Source organism: Pseudomonas sp. THAF187a (genome assembly GCF_009363395.1).
Lineage (GTDB): Bacteria > Pseudomonadota > Gammaproteobacteria > Pseudomonadales > Pseudomonadaceae > Aquipseudomonas > Aquipseudomonas khazarica.
Genome location: NZ_CP045349.1, coordinates 557,076 through 578,590, shown reverse-complemented (window position 1 = coordinate 578,590; position 21,515 = coordinate 557,076). Strand labels below are relative to the sequence as shown.

The following is a 21,515-nucleotide window of genomic DNA, read 5'->3' as shown; positions in this document are numbered from 1 at the left end:
GATGCGCCTGCTGAAGTTCATCTGGTGGTCCTGCGTTGCCGTTTTTTGTGGGCTGTTGCTCAGTTTCAGCGGTGCGTTTCTTTATCTTAGCCCGACCCTTCCGTCCGTCGAGTCACTGCGGCAAGTGCAGCTGCAGATACCGCTGCGCGTCTACAGCAGCGATGCCAAGCTGATTGCCGAGTTTGGCGAGATGCGCCGCTCCCCCATTCGCTTCGACGAAATCCCCAAGGATTTCATCAGTGCGTTACTGGCAGCCGAAGACGACAATTTCGCCAATCATTATGGCGTCGATGTGACCAGCCTGATGCGCGCTGCCACGCAATTATTGAAAAGCGGGCAGATTCAGAGCGGTGGCAGCACCATCACCATGCAGGTGGCGAAGAACTTCTTCCTCACCAACGAGCGCAGCTTCTCGCGCAAGGCCACCGAGATTCTCCTGGCACTGCAGATCGAACGCGAACTGAGCAAGGACGAGATCCTCGAGCTGTACGTCAACAAGATCTACCTCGGCCACCGCGCCTACGGCATCGAGGCGGCGGCGCAGGTCTACTACGGCAAATCCATCCGCGACCTGAGCCTGGCGCAGATGGCGATGATCGCCGGCCTGCCCAAGGCCCCCTCGCGCTACAACCCGCTGGTCAACCCGACCCGCGCCAAGGAACGCCGCGACTGGATCCTCGGTCGCCTGTTCCGCCTTGGCCGCATCGACCAGGCCAGCTACGAGTCCGCACTGGCCGAAGAGGTCGATGCTCGCTATCACGTGCCGGCGCCGGAGATCAGCGCTCCCTATATCGCCGAGATGGCACGTGCGGAGATGGTCGGTCGTTACGGTAGCGAGGCCTATACCGAAGGCTTCAATGTCACCACCACGGTGCCGAGCAACCTGCAGGAAATGGCCAATACCGCCCTGCGCGATGGCCTGATGGCCTATGACCAGCGCCACGGCTACCGCGGCCCGGAAAGTCGCCTGCCGGGCATGACACGCGAAGCCTGGCTGACCGAGCTGAGCAAGTTCCGCGGCATCGGCGGACTGGAACCGGCCGTGGTCACCCAGGTGGAGAAAAGCGGCATCCTGGTGCTGCCGCGCAACGGCGAAGAACAGGCCGTGGCCTGGGACAGCATGAAATGGGCACGCCCCTTCCTCAGCACCAACAGCATGGGCCCTCGCCCGCAGCAACCCGGCGATGTCGTCCAGGTAGGCGATGTGATCAGGGTGCAGCGCCAGGCTGACGGCAGCCTGGTCTTCTCGCAGATTCCGGCGGCGCAGAGCGCGCTGGTCTCCCTCGACCCCTACAGCGGCGCCATCCAGTCGCTGGTCGGCGGCTTCTCCTTCGACCAGAGCAACTACAATCGCGCCGTACAGGCCAAGCGCCAGCCCGGCTCCAGCTTCAAACCCTTCGTCTACAGCGCCGCCCTGGACAGTGGCTACACAGCCGCGACTCTGGTCAACGACGCACCGATCATCCTCTCCGACGACTACCTGTCGCAGAAGTGGCGTCCGAAGAACGACAACAACACCTTCCTCGGCCCCATCCGCATGCGCGAAGCGCTGTACAGGTCGCGCAACCTGGTGTCCATTCGCCTGCTGCAGGACATGGGCGTCGACCAGACGGTGAACTACATCCAGCGCTTCGGCTTCGCCGAACAGGACCTGCCACGCAACCTGTCCCTGGCGCTGGGCACCGCCAGCCTGACCCCGATGGAGATCGCCGAGGGCTGGGCCACCTTCGCCAATGGCGGCTACAAGATCGAGCCCTACCTGATCGAACGCATCGACGATCGCAACGGCAAGCCGCTGTTCCACGCCAACCCGGCACGCGTGCCGGGCAGCAAACCGAGCGAGGAGAACGCCAACCTGGCCGTGAATGCAGCGGACGACCTGCCCCAGGAAGAACCCAAGGTCGCCGAGCAGATCATCGACGAGCGTACCGCCTACATCATGACCAGCATGCTGCAGGACGTGATCAAGCGCGGTACCGGCCGCCGCGCCCTGGCGCTGGGCCGCAACGACCTGGCGGGCAAGACCGGGACCACCAACGACTCCAAGGACAGCTGGTTCTCCGGCTACAACGCCGACTACGTGACCACCGTCTGGTCCGGCTTCGACCAGCCGGAAAGCCTCGGACGCCACGAGTACGGCGGTACCGTCGCCCTGCCCATCTGGATGAGCTACATGGGCGCCGCACTCAAGGACCGCCCCAGCCACCTGCCCAAGGAACCCAAGGGCATCCTCACGCTGCGGGTCGATCCGCTCAGCGGCCGCGCCGCCACGCCAAGCACGCCGGACGCCTACTTCGAGCTGTTCAAGAGCGAAGACTCGCCACCACCGATGAGCGAGTTCGAGCCTGGCATGGGCATCCCCGGCAGCCCGCTGCCGGCTGACGAAATGGCACCGATCGACCTGTTCTGATCGGTGCGCCGCCCCCAGGGGGAGGCAAACGACAGACAACAAAAAACCCGCCTAGGCGGGTTTTTTGTTGTCTGCATCCAGGGGATCAGCCGTTGAACACGTCATCCACCGACTGCAGCGGGTAGTGCTTCGGATACGGCAGCGTCGCCACGCCGGACTCGATGGCAGCCTTGGCCACCGCATCGCAGACCACGGTGATCAGGCGCTGATCCATCGGTTTCGGAATGATGTACTCGCGACCGAATTCCAGCTTGATGCCACCGTAGGCGTCGCAGACGTCCTGCGGCACCGGCAGCTTGGCCAGGTCACGCAGCGCCAGCGCGGCAGCGATCTTCATTTCCTCGTTGATGCGGGTCGCACGAACGTCCAGCGCGCCACGGAAGATGAAGGGGAAGCCCAGCACGTTGTTGACCTGGTTCGGGTAGTCGGAACGACCGGTCGCCATGATCACGTCGTTGCGGGTCTCGTGCGCCAGCTCCGGCTTGATTTCCGGATCCGGGTTGGAGCAAGCAAAGACGATCGGGTTGGCCGCCATGCGCTTGAGGTCTTCCGGGCTCAGCAGGTTGGCGCCGGACAGGCCGACGAACACATCGGCACCTTCGAGCGCATCGGACAGCGTGCGCTTGTCAGTCTCGGTGGCGAACACCGCCTTGTACTGGTTCAGATCGTCGCGGCCTGCGTGAATCACGCCCTTGCGGTCGATCATGAAGATGTTCTCGACCTTGGCACCCATGCTCACCAGCAGCTTCATGCAGGAGATAGCGGCAGCACCAGCGCCCAGGCAGACGATCTTCGCCTCTTCCAGGCTCTTGCCGGCGATTTCCAGGGCATTGAGCATGCCGGCGGCGGTAACGATCGCGGTACCGTGCTGGTCATCGTGGAATACCGGAATATCGCACTGTTCGATTAGCGCGCGCTCGATCTCGAAGCACTCGGGGGCCTTGATATCTTCCAAGTTGATGCCGCCGAAGGTGATGGAGATGCGCTTCACGGTGTCGATGAAGGCCTGCGGGCTTTCCGAATCGACCTCGATATCGAACACGTCGATACCGGCGAAACGCTTGAACAGCACGCCTTTACCTTCCATCACCGGCTTGGACGCCAGCGGGCCAAGGTTACCCAGGCCGAGGATGGCGGTGCCATCGGAAATCACTGCCACCAGGTTGCCTTTACCGGTGTAGCGGTAGGCCAGCTCGGCATCGCGGGCGATTTCACGCACCGGCTCGGCAACACCCGGGCTGTAGGCCAGCGACAGGTCGCGGGCAGTGGCGGTGGCTTTGGTCAACTCGACGCTCAGTTTGCCGGGGCGCGGCTGGGCGTGATACTCGAGAGCGGCAGTTTTCAAATCAGACATAGTGGCATTTCCGCTTTTGTTGGCTGTTGAACGGGCAGCGGCCGAGGATACGCAAGTTGTATACAGCTGCACAAGACTGTTCGGTCGCGATTGAAGCGCCCCACTAGCGCAGCGTTTTCAACCATTGCCCGGCACGCGGCTCACCAGCGGGGTAGAGCCCGTTGAGCAAGCGCAGCTGCGCTTCGCCATCGCTCGGCAACGGTGAGTTGCGAGCGAGACTCGCCATGCCCTGCCCTGCCTTGGCCCGAACCAGATGCAGACGCACCGGCTCGGCCAGCTTGCGCTCGGCCGCCTTGAGCGGACGATAGCTGCGGATCACTTCGAGGAAACGCTCGTCCTCGCTCTCCAGCGAAGCGCGCCCCTTGACCGCGGCGACGAACAGATAGGCATTGTCGCCACGATAGATCACCGCCACCCGGCGCGCCGCCTGCCCCTGCAAGATGGCCGTGTAGCCACGCAGCGTACCCAGGCGCAGCTCTTCACCGGCCACCAGGCGCTGATTGCCGACCCGCTTGCGCAGGTACTCGGCAGGCGCGAGCGCCTTGTCTGCCGGCTCCAGCGTCATGGCGATGAAAGCCTGCTCATCCGGAGTATGGCCGATCAGCACATCGGCACGATTGACCAGTTGCCAGCCCTGCGGGTAGGTCAGGGCGAAATCCAGCTCGCCATGATAGAAGTGGCGCCCGCGACGAATCCCGCTGGCCGCCGAATCACCGAACACCAGCCCATCGAGTCGCTGCAGGAACGCATCGCGCCCCACTTCCTGATTGCCACCGACCAGCGCCCGCGCCGGACCGATCACCTCCTGCAGGCGGCGATCGTTGTCAGGGTGGGTGTCGAACAGACCGTGATAGCCGCCCTGCGCGGGCGCCTCACCACGCCTGGCGGCCTGCTCGCGGGCGAAGTCCTCCTGACTCTTGAGCACCTTGACCACTTCGATCATCGCCTGCGGGTCATAGCCGCTGCGTGCCAGGTACTGTGCGCCGAGGCCGTCCGCCTCCAGCTCCATGTCGCGGCCATAGCCACGCACGAAGGCATTGCCCATGACGCTGGTCAGGTCGCCGACAGCGCCAACCCCGGTGCCGATGGCCGCCGCCTGGCCGAGCAGCCCCCAGGCGGTCGACTGGCTCTGCTGGCGCACGCTGTGGCGCGCCGTCACGTGACCGATCTCATGACCGAGCACGGCGGCCAGTTCCGCCTCGGAGTTGAGGTAGGCGAGCAGCCCACGGTGAATGTAGATGTAGCCGCCCGGCAGGGCGAAGGCATTGACGTCCGGGCTGTCGACCAGGGTGAAAACGTAGCTGAGCTGATTGCGATGGCTGTTGCGCGCCACCCGCTCGCCCACCCGCTGGATGTAGGCCTGCAACTTGGCGTCCGCATAAGGCGGGTTCTGCTTGAGGATTTCCTGGTTGTAGCGGGCACCGAGGTCGAGCTCCTGGCGCTCGCTCATCATCACGAAATCGGTGCGCCCCGTGGCAGGGTTGACGGCACAGCCCGTCAGCCAGGCGCAGAACAGGCACAGCGTCAATGCACGCATCATGGCAACACCTCCAGCATCGCCGAGTGGGTCAGTGGCAACATCCAGCGCGCCTGGCCCGACTGCAGACCGCCACGTGACTGGCGGTCGATCACCCAGCCGCGCGCCTCGACTCGTCGCCCCTCGAGCGCCTGCATCGCCGGCAGGTCGAATGCATCCAGGAGCGCCGGCGCCACGCGCAGCACGCGGCCACCGTCCAGCTCCAGCCACAGGCCGCCGCGATTGCGCTGCACCCTGGCCACGCGCCCACTCAGCAGGGCAAACCCGCCGCTGCGGATCTGCCCGGCCGAACGGACCCGGTAATCCCGCCACAGCCCCAGGCGCCGATCTCGCGCCTCGCGCTCGGCGGCCGCCTGACAGCGTACCAGTTCGATATTCGGCGCCACCGCGACCATGAACCCCAGGCCTTCGCCGAGCAGCTGCGCCTCGAGATTACGTCCCTGAGCGTCATAGAGATGCGCCAGGGTGCGTCCGTAGCGATCCTTGCGCTGCTCGCCCGGCAGCAGGCCGACGCGCCCGTCACTGGCATCCACCAGCGCCTGCAGACGGCGCTTGGCCTGCACGGCATAGGGTTCGTCGCTGCGCCCCTTGCGCCCCAGCTCAGGGGCGTTGATGCCAATCAGGCGAATGCTGCGCCCATCGACCAGGCGCAGGGTGTCGCCGTCGACCACCTGGCGCACGGCGAAGCGGGGCAGATCCTCGCGCAGCGGGCAAAAGGCCTGCGCCAGCTCGACGCAGAACAGAGGAACGAAAAAGGCGCCCACCAGGGACGCCTTTTTCAGTAGCACGGAGTGGCGCATGCCAGATTCCGTCTTGCTTCGGCCGCTTACTTGGCGCCGAATACGCCGAAGCGCTGCTTGAAGCGATCGATACGGCCGCCGGTGTCCAGCACTTTCTGCTTACCGGTGTAGAACGGGTGGCACTCGGAGCAGACGTCGAGGCTCAGGTTCTTGCCCAGGGTGGAGCGGGTCTTGATGACGTTGCCGCAGGAGCAGGTGGCGTCGATCTCGACGTAGTTCGGATGGATATCGGCTTTCATGATGCTTTCCTCGGGGTAGTCGTGCCGCCACCCAACCAATGTCAGGCACCGCACAGAAATAGGCCGCGCATCTTACCAGACACGTGAAGCGATGCAAGCCAGACAGGGCACCGGCCGTCGCGTGTTACCATCGGCCACCTGTCATTGGAGCTTCCGGCTTGCCCGACCTGATCCTGCGCCTCGCCCTGCCCTCGCCGCTACGCCGCCTGTTCGACTACCGCGCCCCTGCCAATGTACCGCGCAGCGCGCTGCAGCCCGGCGCACGCCTGCGTGTGCCGTTTGGCCGGCGCGAGATGATCGGCGTACTGGTGGAGGTCGACAACCAGAGCGACGTGCCGGCCGACAAGCTCAAGCCTGCATTGCAGTTGCTCGACGCCCGCCCGCCGCTGCCGGCAGCGCTGTTCAAACTGTGCCTGTGGACCGCCCAGTACTACCAGCACAGCCTCGGCGACACGCTGAGCTGGGCATTGCCGGTGCTGTTGCGTCAGGGCGAACCGGCCGAGGCGCGGCAGGAGCGCTTCTGGCTGGCCAACAGCGGCGCCAGCGTCGACGACCCGCGCCTGGCCAGGGCGCCGCGCCAGCGCGATGCGCTCAAGGCGCTGGCCCAGCACCCGCACGGCGTGGCCCACAGCCTGCTCAGCCAGCTACAGCTCAACCGCGACAGCCTGCAGCTGCTGCATGAGAAAGGCCTGGTGCGCGTCGAGGTGCGCCGCAACAAACCACAGGCGAAGCCCGCCCACTGGCTGGCGCAACCGGAGCTGCCACTCAACGCCGAGCAACGCGCGGCGGTCAACGCTGTCGCCTCAGGCTGGGGGCAGTTCAACGCCTTCCTGCTGGCGGGCATCACCGGCAGCGGCAAGACCGAGGTCTACCTGCAACTGATTCATCAGTGCCTGGAAGCCGGCAAGCAGGTCCTGGTGCTGATCCCCGAGATCAACCTCGGGCCGCAGACCTTCGAGCGCTTCGCCCGTCGTTTCAATGCACGCATCGCCCTGCTGCACTCGGCGGTGAACGACCGCGAACGCCTGGACGCCTGGCTGGCGGCCCGCGACGGCGAGGCGGACATCATCATCGGCACCCGCTCGGCGCTGTTCACCCCCATGCAGAACCCGGGGCTGATCATCGTCGACGAAGAACACGACGCCTCCTATAAACAGCAGGAGGGTTTGCGCTACCACGCCCGCGACCTGGCCCTGGTGCGGGCGCGCCAGGAAGACGTGCCCATCGTGCTCGGCTCGGCCACGCCGTCGCTGGAGAGCCTGCACAACGCCCATAGCGGCCGCTACGCCCTGCTCAAGCTCACCCAGCGGGCGGGTGGCGCCAGCCAGCCACGCTTCCTGCGCCTGGACGTGAAGAGCCGACCGCTGGACGCCGGCATTTCCGGGCCGATGCAGCAGGCCATCGCCCAGACCCTGACGGCCGGCCAGCAGGTGCTGGTGTTTCTCAACCGCCGCGGCTTCGCCCCGGCCCTGCTCTGCCACGACTGCGGCTGGCTGTCGGAGTGCCCGCGCTGCGATGCGCGCATGACCGTGCATCAGCGCTACCAGGAACTGCGCTGCCATCACTGCGGGCACGTCGAGCGCCAGCCGAGCAACTGCCCGAAATGCCAGCACGTCGACCTGCGCCCGGTCGGCGCCGGCACCGAGCGTGCCGAGGAGCGCCTGGCGGTACTGTTTCCCGATTACCCGGTGCTGCGCATCGACCGCGACAGCACTTCGCGCAAGGGCGCCATGGATCGCTTGTTCGCCACCATCAACAAGGGTGAGCCGTGCATCCTGGTCGGCACGCAGATGCTCGCCAAGGGCCATCACTTCCCACGGGTGACGCTGGTAGCGATCCTCGATGCCGACGGTGGCCTGTTCTCCGCGGATTTTCGCGCCAGCGAGCGCATGGCCCAGTTGATCGTGCAGGTCGCCGGGCGTGCCGGACGCGCCGAAGAGCCGGGCAAGGTGATCATCCAGAGCCACCTGGCCGACCACCCGTTGCTGGTGCAACTGACCGAGCAAGGCTACTTCGCCTTCGCCGAACAGGCCCTGAGCGAGCGCCGCGCCGCCGGCCTGCCGCCGTTCTGCCACCTGGCCCTGCTGCGCGCCGAGGCGCACAAGCCGGGGCAGGCGGAAGGATTCCTCGATGAAGCCTGCAGCGAGGCGGAGTACCTGCTGGGCGAGCTGGGCCTGTCCGGCATCGAGTTGCTCGGCCCCGTCCCCGCCCCGATGGAACGCCGCGCCGGGCGCTTCCGCGCGCAGCTGCTGCTGCAAGGCAGCACCCGCGCCGCCCTGCATCGCCTGCTCACCCCTTGGCTGCAGGCACTGGAGCAGATGCCCAGCGGCCGCGCGGTGCGCTGGTCACTGGATGTCGACCCGATCGACCTTTTCTGAGCTTTTAGCTGCAAACCACAAGCTTCAAGCAAGAACGGCGACGTGCTTTTCCTTGCCGCTTGTGGCTTGCAGCTTCTCGCTGCTCTTATAATGCACAGTTTTCGACCAAAGCCCCCAAGGCAGCCCCGAGCCGAACATGAAAGACAGCATTCGCCACCTGATCCAGCAAGCCCTCGACCGCCTCACCGCCGAAGGCGTGCTGCCTGAAGGTCTGACGCCGGCCATCCAGGTGGAGAACACCAAGGACAAGAGCCACGGCGACTTCGCCAGCAACATTGCCATGATGCTGGCCAAGCCGGCCGCCATGAAGCCGCGTGACCTGGCGGAGAAACTGATCGCCGCCCTGCCGGCCGATACGCAGATCGCCAAGGTGGAGATCGCCGGCCCCGGCTTCCTCAACTTCTTCCAGAACAGCGACGCCCTCGCCCAGCGCCTGGAAGCTGCACTGGCCGACGCCAGGCTCGGCGTGCGCAAGAATGGCGCCGCGCAGCGCGTGGTGATCGACCTCTCGGCACCCAACCTGGCCAAGGAGATGCACGTCGGCCACCTGCGCTCGACCATCATCGGCGATGGCGTGGCCCGCGTGCTGGAGTTCCTCGGCGACACCGTGATCCGCCAGAACCACGTCGGCGACTGGGGCACCCAGTTCGGCATGCTGCTGGCCTACATGCAGGAAAACCCGGCGGCCGCCGAGAGCGAGCTGGCCGACCTGGAAGGCTTCTACCGCGCCGCCAAGAAGCGCTTCGACGAGTCCCCCGAGTTCGCCGACCGCGCCCGTGAGCTGGTGGTGCAGCTGCAGGCTGGCGACGCCGAATGCCTGCGCCTGTGGAACCGCTTCAACGACATCTCCCTGAGCCACTGCCAGGCGCTGTACGACCGCCTCGGCGTCAAGCTGAGCATGGCCGACGTCAAGGGCGAGAGCGCCTACAACGATGACCTGCCGCAGGTGGTCGCGGATCTGGCCGCCAAGGGCCTGCTGACCGAGGACAACGGCGCGCAGTGCGTGTTCATGGACGAATTCAAGAACAGCGAAGGCAACCCGCTGCCACTGATCGTGCAGAAGGCCGGTGGCGGCTACCTGTACGCCACCACCGACCTGGCCGCCACCCGCTATCGCGCCGGCACGCTCAAGGCCGACCGCGTGTTGTACTTCGTCGACCAGCGCCAGGCCCTGCACTTCCAGATGGTCTTCGCCTGCGCCCGTCTGGCCGGCTTCGTGCCCGCCAGCATGGAGATGGAGCACATGGGCTTCGGCACCATGAACGGCCCAGACGGCCGCCCGTTCAAGACCCGCGACGGCGGCACGGTGAAGCTGGTGCACCTGCTCGACGAAGCCGAGCAACGCGCCTATGAGCTGGTCAAGAGCAAGAACCCGGAGCTGGGCGACGACGAGCTGCGCCAGATTGCCCGCGTGGTCGGCATCGCCTCGGTGAAATACGCCGACCTGTCCAAGCACCGCGCCAGCGACTACAGCTTCAACTTCGACCTGATGCTGAGCTTCGAGGGCAACACCGCGCCCTACCTGCTGTACGCCTACACCCGCGTGGCCGGCGTATTCCGCAAGCTGGGCAAGGGCATCGAGGAAATCGGCGGGCAGATCACTCTGGTCGCCGAGCAGGAGCAGGCCCTGGCCGCCAAGCTGGCGCAGTTCAATGAACTGCTGAGCAGCGTCGCCGAGAAAGGCACGCCGCACATGCTGTGCAGCTACCTGTACGACATCGCCGGCCTGTTCTCCAGCTTCTACGAGAACTGCCCGATCCTCGCGGCCGAAGACGAGGCCACGCGCGACAGCCGCCTGCGCCTGACCGCGCTCACCGGCCGCACCCTCAAGCAGGGCCTGGAGCTGCTCGGCCTGGACACCCTGGAGCGGATGTAAATGGCCGCGCGCAAGAAACCGGCGCCCAAACGCGGCGCCAGTCGCTACCAGGCTCCGGCCAAGAAACCCGTACCGGGCTGGATCTGGCTGGTCTGCGGCCTGGTGGTCGGTGGTTTCTTCATGTTCCTGTTCAGCCTCGAACCCGGTCGCGACGAGATCAAGCGCGACCGTGGCGAGCAGGCGCGCAGCACCAAGCCGGAGCCCAAGCCGAGCAAGCCGGAACCGGCCAAGCCCAAGTACGACTTCTACACCCTGCTGCCGGAGTCCGAGGTGATCCTGCCGCAGGCACTGGAAGAAACACCGCCGCCAACCGCCGCGCAGAAACCGGTCACCCCCGAGGAAGCCGCGAAGATCGACACCGCTCGCGCCGAGGCCGCACTCAACGGCCAGGTACCGCCGCCCCCGCCGCCGGTCATCGCCAGCGCACCGGTCACCACGCAGTTCTTCCTGCAGGCCGGCTCGTTCCGCAAGCGCGATGACGCCGACACCCTGCGCGCGCAGATCATCCTGCTGGGGCAGAACGTGCGCGTGGAGACCGGCAAGGTGCGCGAGGAAACCTGGCACCGCGTGCTGGTCGGCCCGTTCGCCAGCCGCGAGCAACTGGCGTCGGCGCAGAAGACCCTGGCCGGCAATGGTTTCAGCAACCTGCTGTTACAGCAGCGCCAGGTCCGCTGATCGCCCAACAGGCCGTTGAAAAACGTAGGCGAGGCAGGCTGGCCGAGGCAAAAACAGCCGAAAAAGCGCAGTTTACGCGTTGTAAATGAGCATTTTGAGGCTGTTTTTAACGACGACCAGACAACGCAGGTAGTTTTTCAACAGACTGTTAAGCCCGCCGCCGGTTGAAAAGCCGCAGCGGGCACCCCATCTGAGTTTCCATCCGGGCAATTCGCCCCGCAGCGTGGAGATTCACCCTTGACCACCATCGTTTCAGTGCGCCGTCATGGCAAGGTCGTGATGGCTGGCGACGGCCAGGTATCGCTCGGCAACACCGTCATGAAGGGCAACGCCAAGAAGGTGCGCCGCCTGTACCACGGCCAGGTGCTGGCCGGTTTCGCCGGCGCCACCGCCGATGCCTTCACCCTGTTCGAGCGTTTCGAAGGCCAGTTGGAAAAACACCAGGGCCATCTGGTGCGCGCGGCCGTGGAACTGGCCAAGGACTGGCGTACCGACCGCAGCCTGAGCCGCCTGGAAGCCATGCTGGCAGTGGCCAACAAGGATGCATCGCTGATCATCACCGGTAACGGTGACGTGGTCGAACCCGAAGAAGGCCTGATCGCCATGGGCTCCGGCGGCAACTTCGCCCAGGCCGCCGCGCGCGCGCTGCTGATGAAGACCGACCTGTCCGCCCGCGAAGTGGCCGAGACCGCGCTGGGCATCGCCGGCGACATCTGCGTGTTCACCAATCATCACCAGACCATCGAGGAACTGGACGCCGCCGAGTAGCGTCCACCGCCTCACCGTTTTCGTTTATTGCGAGCCAAATTCCATGTCCATGACGCCCCGCGAGATCGTCCACGAACTCAACCGCCATATCATCGGCCAGGACGACGCCAAGCGCGCCGTCGCCATCGCCCTGCGCAACCGCTGGCGGCGCATGCAGCTGCCGACCGACCTGCGCCAGGAAGTCACGCCGAAGAACATCCTGATGATCGGCCCCACCGGTGTCGGCAAGACCGAGATCGCCCGTCGCCTGGCCAAGCTGGCCAACGCGCCGTTCCTCAAGGTGGAAGCGACCAAGTTCACCGAGGTCGGCTATGTCGGCCGTGACGTCGAGTCGATCATCCGCGACCTGGCCGATGCGGCGGTGAAAATGCTGCGCGAGCAGGAAATGGTCAAGGTCCGCCACCGCGCCGAAGACGCCGCCGAGGAGCGCATCCTCGACGCCCTGCTGCCACCGGCACGCCAGGGCTTCGGCGACGAGCCGGCGCGCAGCGAGGACTCCAACACCCGCCAGCTGTTCCGCAAACGCCTGCGCGAAGGCCAGCTGAACGACAAGGAAATCGACATCGAAGTCGCCGAGTCGCCCATGGGCGTCGAGATCATGACCCCACCGGGCATGGAGGAAATGACCAACCAGTTGCAGAACCTGTTCTCCAGCATGGGCAAGGGCAAGAAGAAGAGCCGCAAGCTCAAGGTCGTCGATGCGCTGAAGCTGGTGCGCGACGAGGAAGCCGCCCGCCTGGTCAATGAGGAAGAACTCAAGGCCCGCGCACTGGAGGCCGTCGAGCAGCACGGTATCGTCTTCATCGACGAGATCGACAAGGTCGCCAAGCGCGCCAACGCCGGCGGCGCCGACGTCTCCCGCGAAGGCGTGCAGCGCGACCTGCTACCGCTGATCGAAGGCTGCACGGTCAACACCAAGCTGGGCATGGTCAAGACCGACCACATCCTGTTCATCGCCTCCGGCGCCTTCCACCTGAGCAAACCCAGTGACCTGGTGCCCGAGCTGCAGGGGCGTCTGCCGATTCGCGTCGAACTCAAGGCGCTGAGCCCGCAGGACTTCGAGCGCATTCTGCGCGAGCCGCATGCCTCGCTCACCGAGCAGTACAGCGAACTGCTGAAGACCGAGGGGCTGCACATCGAGTTCGCCGACGACGGCATCAAGCGTCTGGCCGAGATTGCCTGGCAGGTCAACGAGAAGACCGAGAACATCGGTGCGCGCCGCCTGCACACCCTGCTCGAGCGCCTGCTGGAAGAGGTGTCCTTCAGTGCCGGCGACCTGGCCGGGCAGCAGAACGGCGAACCGATCCGCATCGACGCCGACTACGTCAACGGCCACCTGGGCGAACTGGCCCAGGACGAAGACCTGTCGCGCTATATTCTCTGACAGGACTCACGCCACGTAGCCCGGATGACATCCGGGGACGTTTACGACAGCGTCCCGGATTGCATCCGGGCTACATCGTTTCAGGAGCTGCACATGCCCATCCCCAGCGCGATCAAACTGCACAAGGCCTCGAAGACCCTGGAGCTGCGCTATGGGGAAACGAGCTACCAGCTCAGCGCCGAGTTCCTCCGCGTGCACTCGCCCTCGGCCGAGGTGCAGGGGCATGGCCAGCCGATCCTGCAGACCGGAAAACTCGGTGTCGGCCTGGAGCGCATCGAGCCGGCCGGCAACTATGCACTGAAACTGTGCTTCGACGACGGTCATGACAGCGGCCTGTTCACCTGGGACTACCTGCACGAACTGGCCACGCGCCAGAGCGAGCTGTGGGCCGACTATCTGGCGCAACTGAGCGCCGCCGGAAAATCCCGCGACCCCAACGAATCGGTCGTCCGCCTGATGCTCTGAGGCGCCAGGCAAACCCTTGCCGCAGAGCGCCCGGCACCCTCACCACCGATCACGTTAGCGACAGTTAGGGCGAGTTTTCTAATCTATCGCGGCATACTCCTGCGCCATCGACTGGCTTGCTTAACTGCACAAACTCGGGTAACCAAGGAACTGGCAGGTTCCCTGCATTTGGCTGTGCCAGGTGCAACGAAATGTGCGGACTCGATCCGCCCCCGGTAACCCGAGCAGTACCAGGCCCTGTTCAGCCGCGCGCCTTCGCAGGCCGGTATTCGTCTCAGGACAATGGAGCGTCGTAGATGAGTGACAAGAACAACGATGACCTGAAACGCCAGGCCTCGGAAAATACGCTGGGACTCAACCCGGTGATTGGCATCCGCGGCAAGGATCTTTTGACCTCTGCCCGCATGGTGCTCGCTCAGGCACTCAAGCAACCCTTCCATAGTGCCAAGCATGTGGCCCACTTCGGCCTCGAACTGAAGAACGTCCTGCTCGGCCAGTCCGCGCTCCAGCCCGAAGACGGTGACCGCCGCTTCAACGATCCGGCCTGGAGCCAGAACCCGCTCTACCGCCGTTACCTGCAGACCTACCTGGCCTGGCGCAAGGAGCTGCACGACTGGATCGAGCACAGCTCGCTGTCCGAACAGGATGCCAGTCGCGGCCACTTCGTCATCAACCTGATGACCGAAGCCATGGCGCCATCCAACAGCATGGCCAACCCGGCCGCCGTCAAACGCTTCTTCGAAACGGGCGGCAAGAGCCTGCTCGACGGCCTCTCGCACCTGGCCAAGGACATGGTCAACAACGGCGGCATGCCCAGCCAGGTGAACATGGAAGCCTTCGAGGTGGGCAAGAACCTCGCCACCACCGAGGGCGCCGTGGTGTTTCGCAACGACGTGCTGGAGCTGATCCAGTACAAGCCGATCACCGAGAGCGTGCACGAACGCCCGCTGCTGGTGGTGCCACCACAGATCAACAAGTTCTACGTATTCGACCTGTCGCCGGACAAGAGCCTGGCGCGCTTCCTCCTGCGCAGCCAGGTGCAGACCTTCGTGGTCAGCTGGCGCAACCCGACCAAGGCGCAGCGCGAGTGGGGCCTGTCGACCTACATCGAGGCACTCAAGGACGCCATCGACGTTATCTGCGCCATCACTGGCAGCAAGGACGTCAACATGCTCGGCGCCTGCTCCGGCGGCCTGACCACCGCCTCCCTGCTCGGCCACTACGCGGCCCTCGGCCAGCAGAAGGTCAACGCCCTGACCCTGCTGGTCAGCGTGCTCGACACCCAGCTCGACACCCAAGTGGCCCTGTTCGCCGACGAGAAGACCCTGGAAGCCGCCAAGCGCCGCTCCTACCAGGCCGGCGTGCTGGAGGGCAGCGACATGGCCAAGGTGTTCGCCTGGATGCGCCCCAACGACCTGATCTGGAACTACTGGGTCAACAACTACCTGCTCGGCAACGAGCCGCCGGTGTTCGACATCCTCTACTGGAACAACGACACCACGCGCCTGCCTGCTGCCCTGCACGGCGAATTCATCGAGATGTTCCAGACCAACCCGCTGACCCGTCCGGGCGCGCTGGAGGTCTGCGGTACGCCGATCGACCTCAAGCAGGTCACCTGCGACTTCTTCGTCGTGGCCGGCACCACCGACCACATCACGCCCTGGGACTCGTGCTACAAGTCGGCGCGCCTGTTCGGTGGCAAGTGCGAGTTCGTCCTGTCCAACAGCGGCCATATCCAGAGCATTCTCAACCCGCCGGGCAACCCCAAGGCACGCTACATGACCAACAGCGAAATGCCGCTGGACCCGAAAGCCTGGCAGGAAAGCTCGACCAAGCATGCCGACTCCTGGTGGCTGCACTGGCAGACCTGGCTGGCCGAGCGCTCGGGTGAAACCAAGAATGCCCCCAGGGCACTGGGCAACAAGAAGTACCCGGTCGGCGAAGCCGCGCCGGGCACCTATGTACACGAACGCTGATCATCGACCTCAACCGCGGCGGCACCGGGAAGTGCCGCACGCCACGCCGGCCCTTGTGGGTGTGGTGAACCAGGCGCGTCCTGGTAACTCTGGAGGCGGCCCGGACGGCCCTCTCCAGCGCTCAACTCCATAGGGGCTGCGCCTATGCCGCAACCATTCGTATTCCGCACCATCGACCTCGATGGACAGACCATCCGCACCGCTGTGCGGCCGGGCAACAGCCAGCTGGTGCCGCTGCTGATCTTCAACGGCATCGGTGCCAACCTGGAGCTGGTGATGCCCTTCGTCGCCGCCCTCGACCCGGAGCTGGAGATCATCGCCTTCGACGTTCCCGGCGTCGGCGGCTCATCGACCCCCGCCACGCCCTACCGGTTTCCCGGACTGGCCAAGCTGGCGGCGCGCATGCTCGACTACCTGAACTACGGCCAGGTCAACGCCATCGGTGTGTCCTGGGGCGGCGCCCTGGCCCAGCAGTTCGCCCACGACTATCCCGAGCGCTGCAAGAAGCTGATCCTTGCCGCCACGTCGGCCGGCGCGGTGATGGTGCCCGGCAAGCCCAAGGTCCTCTGGCGCATGGCCAGTCCCAGACGCTACGTGCAGCCCTCCTACGGCGTGCGCATCGCCCCAGACATCTACGGCGGCGCCTTCCGTCGCGACCCCAAGCTGGCCATGGCGCATGCCAGCAAGGTGCGTTCGGGCGGCAAGATGGGCTACTACTGGCAGCTGTTCGCCGGCCTCGGCTGGACCAGCATTCACTGGCTACACAAGATTCGGCAGCCTACGCTGGTCATGGCTGGCGACGACGACCCGCTGATCCCGCTGATCAACATGCGTCTGCTGGCCTGGCGCATTCCCAACGCCGAACTGCACGTCATCGACGACGGCCACCTGTTCCTGGTAACGCGTGCCGAAGCGGTGGCGCCTATCATCATGAAGTTTCTCGAGGAGGAGCGACAGCGTGCGGTGATGCACCCGCAGCCCACGCCACTACGCCAGCATTGACCGCACCAGCAGGGTGCGCAATGTTCGGCATGCTCGACGAAGGGGCGCAACCCGCCCCGGGTAGATTCGACGCGGCTGTCTGGAATGCACCTCCTGCGCGTCTGGTACAGGGCTTGCTGCATCTCTGTGCAAGCAAGCGGCGCACCTGAGGCTTCGAGCAAGCCCGGCAGTCGGTGCCATGCAAGTCTCTAGACGGTTTGACGACGGAGTGTTGCCATGCGAGACAAGTCGACCCCGGCTACCCTGCCGGCACCTGCCAGTTTCATGAATGCCCAGAGCGCCGTGGTCGGCGTACGCGGCCGCGATCTGCTGTCCACGATGCGCCTGCTGGCCAGCCAGGGGCTCAAGAACCCCGTACGCAGTGGCCGCCACCTGCTGGCCTTCGGTAGCCAGCTGGGCCGCGTGCTCATCGGTGACACGCTGCACAAGGTCAACCCGCAGGACGCCCGCTTCGCCGACCCGACCTGGCACCTCAACCCCTTCTACCGGCGCAGCCTGCAGGCCTACCTGGCCTGGCAGAAGCAACTCGCCGCCTGGATCGACGACAGCGACCTGTCGCCTGACGACCGTGCCCGCGCGCGCTTTCTCGCCTCGTTGATGAGCGATGCGCTGTCGCCCTCCAACAGCCCGCTCAACCCGCAGGCGGTCAAGGAGCTGTTCAATACCGGTGGCAGCAGCCTGCTCAAGGGGCTGCGGCACCTGTTCGACGACCTGCTGAACAACGACGGCCTGCCCAGCCAGGTCAGCCGGCATGCGTTCGAAGTCGGCCGCAACCTGGCCTGCACCCCCGGCGCGGTGGTGTTTCGCAACGAACTGCTGGAGCTGATCCAGTACAAACCGATGAGCGAGAAGCAGTACCTGCGCCCATTGCTGATCGTGCCGCCGCAGATCAACAAGTACTACATATTCGACCTGTCCAACGACAAGAGCTTTGTCCAGTACGCGCTGAAGAACGACCTGCAGACTTTCATGATCAGCTGGCGCAACCCGGATCCACGGCACCGCGAGTGGGGCCTGTCGACCTACGTGCAGGCAGTGGAGGAAGCCGTCGATGCCTGCCGGGCCATCACCGGTAGCAAGGACGTCAACCTGCTCGGCGCCTGTGCCGGCGGCCTGACCATCGCCGCCCTGCAGGGCCACCTGCAGGCCCGCCGCCAGCTGCGCAAGATTGCCAGCGCCACCTACATGGTCAGCCTGCTGGACAGCCAGATCGAAAGCCCGGCGATGCTCTTCGCCGACGAGCAGACCCTCGAATCGGCCAAGCGCCGCTCCTATCAGCAGGGCGTGCTGGACGGACGCGACATGGCCAAGGTGTTCGCCTGGATGCGCCCCAACGACCTGATCTGGAACTACTGGATCAACAACTACCTGATGGGCAAGCAGCCACCGGCCTTCGACATCCTCTACTGGAACAACGACAACACGCGCCTGCCGGCGGCGCTGCATGGTGACCTGATCGACTTCTTCAAGCACAACCCGCTGACCCGTGCCGGTGCGCTGGAGGTCTGCGGCACCCCGGTGGACCTGACCAAGGTCACCGTCGACAGCTTCAGCGTGGCGGGCATCAACGACCACATCACGCCCTGGGATGCGGTCTATCGCTCGACCCTGCTGCTAGGCGGCAACCGCCGTTTCATCCTGTCCAACAGTGGCCATATCCAGAGCATCCTCAACCCGCCCGGCAACCCCAAGGCCAACTACTACGAGAACGCCAAGCTCACCTCCGATCCACGCGCCTGGTACCACGACGCCCAGCACCAGCAAGGCAGCTGGTGGCCACAATGGCTGGAGTGGATCCAGGCCCGCTCCGGCGAACAGCGCGAAACCGTCATGGCGCTGGGCAACCAGCACCACCCTGCCATGGAGGAGGCGCCAGGCACCTACGTGCACATCCGTTGATGGGCATGCACGCCATATCAGCAAGGCGTCGCCGTACGACATTCAACTGACAAGCGATGGCCGGCAGGACGCCAGCCGGTTATCGTCACCTCTCCGCGCCAGATCGAACAAGAAGTAACGGATGAAGACCCGCGAGCGCATTCTGCAAACCGCCCTGGTTCTGTTCAACGACCAGGGCGAACCCAACGTCTCCACCCTGGAGATCGCCAACGAGCTGGATATCAGCCCCGGCAATCTCTACTACCACTTCCACGGCAAGGAGCCGCTGGTGCTGGAGCTGTTCGAGCGTTTCCAGGCCGAGATGGCGCCACTGCTCGACCCACCGGCAGATGCCCGACTCGATGTCGAGGACTACTGGCTGTTCCTGCACCTGATCGTCGAACGCCTGTCGCAGTACCGCTTCCTCTTTCAGGACCTGTCGAACCTGGCCGGGCGCCTGCCCAAGCTGGCGCGTGGCATCCGCCACTGGCTCAACGCGCTCAAGCGCACCCTGGCGGCACTGCTGGCGCGCCTGATGGCTGACGGTCAGTTGAACAGCGGCACCCAGGCGCTGGGACAACTGGTCGAGCAGATCACCCTGACCCTGCTGTTCTCCCTCGACTACCAGCGCATCCTCGACCAGGAAGGCGAAGTGCGGCTGGTGGTGTTCCAGATCATGATGCTGGTCGCGCCACACCTGAATCAGCCCTCACGCGGCGCCGTCGAGCACCTCGCGCAACGCTACCTGGAAGCCTGAGACGCGGCGCTTGCGCCTTTCCGGGCGCATAACGCAAACGCCCGGCACTAGGCCGGGCGTTCTTGATCCCGAGAAACTCAGGACGGGTTGGCTGGCGTTGCCGGAGCGGCAGCCGGGGCCGGTGCAACAGCAGGCGCGGCAGCAGCCGGTGCCGGGGCTGGTGCTGCCGGTTTCGCGGCAGCGGCCTTGGGCGCGGCTGGTTTCTTCGCTGCGGGCTTCTTCGCCGCCGCCGGCTTGGCGGCCGGTTTCGCTGCGGGTTTGGCCGCTGGCTTGGCAACCGGTTTGGCCGCAGCTTTCGCGGCCGGCTTTGCCGCTGGCTTGGCGGCGGCCTTGGCAGGTGCCGGCTTGGCGGCTGCGGCAGGCTTGGCGGCCGGTTTCGCAGCGGGCTTGGCCGCTGGCTTGGCAGGCGCCTTGGCCGCAGGTTTGGCTGCGGCTTTCGCGGCCGGCTTGGCTGCTGGTTTCGGAGCGGCCTTGGCGGCAGGCTTGGCGACCGACTTGGCCGACACACCGGCGATCTTCTCCAGCTGCTTGGTCAGGCTGTCGACCTTGTCGTTCAACGCCTTCACTTCGTTGCGGCTGGGCACGCCCAGGCGCGAGATGGCATTGTTCAGACGCTTGTCGAACGCTTCCTCCAGCTCACCCCACTTGCCGATCGCCTTGCCCCGGACCTCGTCGACCTTGGAGCGGGCGGAGCCGACCTTGGAACCGACGCCGGCTTTCACCGCATCGACCTGCTTGTCGACTTCGCTCTTGGCCTGCTTCTCGGCCTTTTCGCCATCCTTGACCAGCGAGTCGAACAGCTTGGTGCCGTCCTTGCTGACCTTGGAATAAGCGCCCAAGCCTGCCAACCAGATCTGGCGCGAGTATTTCTCGACCTCGCCGATCCAGGAGCTGGTCTGTTTCTCGGTTTTCTTCTTAACAGCCATCCTGATCTCCTTATTTGGTACGCGCGACGTGCTCGAGCAACGCGCTCAGCTCATCCAGCTTAGCAGAGAGTGCTTCAACATCCTGCTTGGACGGAATGCCGATGCGATTCAGCGCGGCAGCCACACGGGTGTCGAACGCCTTCTCGATCTTGTCGAGCTGAACTTCGACCTTGCCCTTGACGCTGGTGACGTTGCTGTTGACCGACTGCTTGACCGATTCGATCTGGCTGTTGGCGGCTTCTACCTGCTCGTCGACCAGTTTCTTGCCTTTGCTTTCGACGCCTTCACCGGTCTTGACCAGTTCCTTGAAGTATTCGGCCCCCTCGGCACCCGCCTTGGCATAAGCACCCAGGCCAGCGAGGTAGATCTTGCGGGCATAACCCTTCACGTCATCGAGCAGACCGGCCTTGTCTTCGACCACGGCTTCGACTTTTTTCTTCACGGCAACTTTCGACATGGTGCACCTCACGCGCTTTGACAGTTAGCGGAAACGCCCACGGAATGCAGGCTTGGGTACACCCTAAGGAGAAAAATTAGAAATCGCATACTAGGAGCGGCTGCAGCGGGCCGGAAGGAGCACGCGTCACCGATCCACCGGCCTGGTGGATGGAAACAGCGCCATCCACCCTACGCACTGACTTGAAGCTTGTGGCTTGCCGCTTGAAGCTGCTTCTACGCCAGGGACTTGTCCAGCACCTGCTCGATCTCGCGCTGGATCATGCTGCCCATGGGCGAGAGCAGCAGGCCGAGCTTGAGCTCCACGCGCACGGTGTCTTCACCGACCGCGATGCTGCCGTCGGCGCCGCTGCGCTTGAATTCCAGGGTGTCGCCGTTCCAGCGGTAGCGCACGTCGTACTCGCTGGCCAGGCGTTCGGCCAGGCGCTCGGCTTTTTCGCGGGCCCCCTCACGACCGAGAGAATGGGATCGTTCGACACGAATGCGGGACATGACAACTCCTTGAACTGGCAGCGCGCCGCAAGGCTGCGGCATGAGGTCGCGTCACTCTACCAGCCCACCGCACGGTGGGGCACCCAGGCAAGACAAAGACCGCACGCAGCTTTAGAATGGTGCGGTTTTCTACCCGGTGAGA

18 protein-coding genes are annotated in these 21,515 nt (G+C 65.0%); 11 read left to right on the top strand and 7 right to left on the bottom strand.

The window, feature by feature from the left end; genetic code table 11:
- The first annotated feature begins 1 nt into the window (after position 1).
- Positions 2–2,410 carry a penicillin-binding protein 1A gene (locus FIV02_RS02710; protein ID WP_371923226.1) on the top strand — a complete coding sequence of 803 codons (2,409 nt, stop codon included), beginning with the start codon at positions 2–4 and terminating at the stop codon, positions 2,408–2,410.
- An 85-nt stretch (positions 2,411–2,495) separates the two neighbouring features.
- Here FIV02_RS02710 and FIV02_RS02705 read toward each other — a convergent pair whose 3' ends face one another.
- The 4 genes from FIV02_RS02705 to rpmE all read right to left on the bottom strand — a co-directional run bounded on the left by FIV02_RS02705 (position 2,496) and on the right by rpmE (position 6,340).
- Positions 2,496–3,764 (bottom strand): malic enzyme-like NAD(P)-binding protein, encoded by a 1,269-nt coding sequence (locus FIV02_RS02705; RefSeq protein WP_037049853.1) that lies wholly within the window; start codon positions 3,762–3,764, stop codon positions 2,496–2,498.
- A gap of 103 nt (positions 3,765–3,867) precedes the next feature.
- Positions 3,868–5,304 (bottom strand): M48 family metalloprotease, encoded by a 1,437-nt coding sequence (locus tag FIV02_RS02700; protein ID WP_152487713.1) that lies wholly within the window; start codon positions 5,302–5,304, stop codon positions 3,868–3,870.
- Complete coding sequence (locus tag FIV02_RS02695; RefSeq protein ID WP_152487712.1) at positions 5,301–6,101, bottom strand: thermonuclease family protein; 801 nt, start codon at positions 6,099–6,101, stop codon at positions 5,301–5,303. The genes FIV02_RS02700 and FIV02_RS02695 overlap by 4 nt, the downstream gene beginning before the upstream one ends.
- Before the next feature lie 26 nt (positions 6,102–6,127).
- Positions 6,128–6,340: a 50S ribosomal protein L31 gene (rpmE, locus tag FIV02_RS02690; RefSeq protein ID WP_003459015.1), complete on the bottom strand. Its 213-nt coding sequence runs from the start codon at positions 6,338–6,340 to the stop codon at positions 6,128–6,130.
- A 158-nt stretch (positions 6,341–6,498) separates the two neighbouring features.
- On the opposite strand from rpmE, the gene FIV02_RS02685 reads away from it, so the two are divergent.
- From FIV02_RS02685 to FIV02_RS02640, 10 genes are all read left to right on the top strand, one after another.
- Positions 6,499–8,718, top strand: a complete 2,220-nt coding sequence (locus FIV02_RS02685; RefSeq protein ID WP_152487711.1) for a primosomal protein N' — start codon at positions 6,499–6,501, stop codon at positions 8,716–8,718.
- A 136-nt stretch (positions 8,719–8,854) separates the two neighbouring features.
- Positions 8,855–10,594 carry an arginine--tRNA ligase gene (gene argS / locus FIV02_RS02680; RefSeq protein WP_152487710.1) on the top strand — a complete coding sequence of 580 codons (1,740 nt, stop codon included), beginning with the start codon at positions 8,855–8,857 and terminating at the stop codon, positions 10,592–10,594.
- A complete protein-coding gene (locus FIV02_RS02675; protein WP_037049868.1) occupies positions 10,595–11,269 on the top strand; it encodes an SPOR domain-containing protein in 675 nt (224 codons plus the stop codon). It abuts the gene before it with no gap.
- Between the two features lie 237 nt (positions 11,270–11,506).
- On the top strand, positions 11,507–12,037 hold the full coding sequence (gene hslV / locus FIV02_RS02670) for an ATP-dependent protease subunit HslV (protein ID WP_037049870.1): 531 nt from the start codon (positions 11,507–11,509) through the stop codon (positions 12,035–12,037).
- 43 nt (positions 12,038–12,080) lie between these two features.
- Positions 12,081–13,421, top strand: a complete 1,341-nt coding sequence (hslU, locus tag FIV02_RS02665; RefSeq protein ID WP_037049871.1) for an HslU--HslV peptidase ATPase subunit — start codon at positions 12,081–12,083, stop codon at positions 13,419–13,421.
- A 93-nt stretch (positions 13,422–13,514) separates the two neighbouring features.
- Positions 13,515–13,886 carry a gamma-butyrobetaine hydroxylase-like domain-containing protein gene (locus FIV02_RS02660; RefSeq protein ID WP_037049873.1) on the top strand — a complete coding sequence of 124 codons (372 nt, stop codon included), beginning with the start codon at positions 13,515–13,517 and terminating at the stop codon, positions 13,884–13,886.
- Between the two features lie 296 nt (positions 13,887–14,182).
- Entirely contained in the window at positions 14,183–15,862 is a 1,680-nt protein-coding gene (gene phaC / locus FIV02_RS02655; protein WP_152487709.1) for a class II poly(R)-hydroxyalkanoic acid synthase, read from the top strand.
- 144 nt (positions 15,863–16,006) lie between these two features.
- Entirely contained in the window at positions 16,007–16,864 is an 858-nt protein-coding gene (phaZ, locus tag FIV02_RS02650) for a poly(3-hydroxyalkanoate) depolymerase (RefSeq protein ID WP_037049877.1), read from the top strand.
- 216 nt (positions 16,865–17,080) lie between these two features.
- On the top strand, positions 17,081–18,763 hold the full coding sequence (phaC, locus tag FIV02_RS02645) for a class II poly(R)-hydroxyalkanoic acid synthase (protein ID WP_152487708.1): 1,683 nt from the start codon (positions 17,081–17,083) through the stop codon (positions 18,761–18,763).
- 121 nt (positions 18,764–18,884) lie between these two features.
- Positions 18,885–19,499 (top strand): TetR/AcrR family transcriptional regulator, encoded by a 615-nt coding sequence (locus tag FIV02_RS02640; protein WP_047588806.1) that lies wholly within the window; start codon positions 18,885–18,887, stop codon positions 19,497–19,499.
- A gap of 77 nt (positions 19,500–19,576) precedes the next feature.
- Here the strand turns inward: FIV02_RS02640 and FIV02_RS02635 are convergent, their stop codons facing one another.
- From FIV02_RS02635 to FIV02_RS02625, 3 genes are all read right to left on the bottom strand, one after another.
- Positions 19,577–20,425 carry a phasin family protein gene (locus tag FIV02_RS02635; RefSeq protein ID WP_152487707.1) on the bottom strand — a complete coding sequence of 283 codons (849 nt, stop codon included), beginning with the start codon at positions 20,423–20,425 and terminating at the stop codon, positions 19,577–19,579.
- Positions 20,426–20,435: 10 nt separating this feature from the next.
- Positions 20,436–20,882, bottom strand: a complete 447-nt coding sequence (locus FIV02_RS02630; RefSeq protein ID WP_037049887.1) for a phasin family protein — start codon at positions 20,880–20,882, stop codon at positions 20,436–20,438.
- A gap of 215 nt (positions 20,883–21,097) precedes the next feature.
- Positions 21,098–21,373: a polyhydroxyalkanoic acid system family protein gene (locus FIV02_RS02625; RefSeq protein ID WP_037049889.1), complete on the bottom strand. Its 276-nt coding sequence runs from the start codon at positions 21,371–21,373 to the stop codon at positions 21,098–21,100.
- Positions 21,374–21,515: the final 142 nt, after the last annotated feature.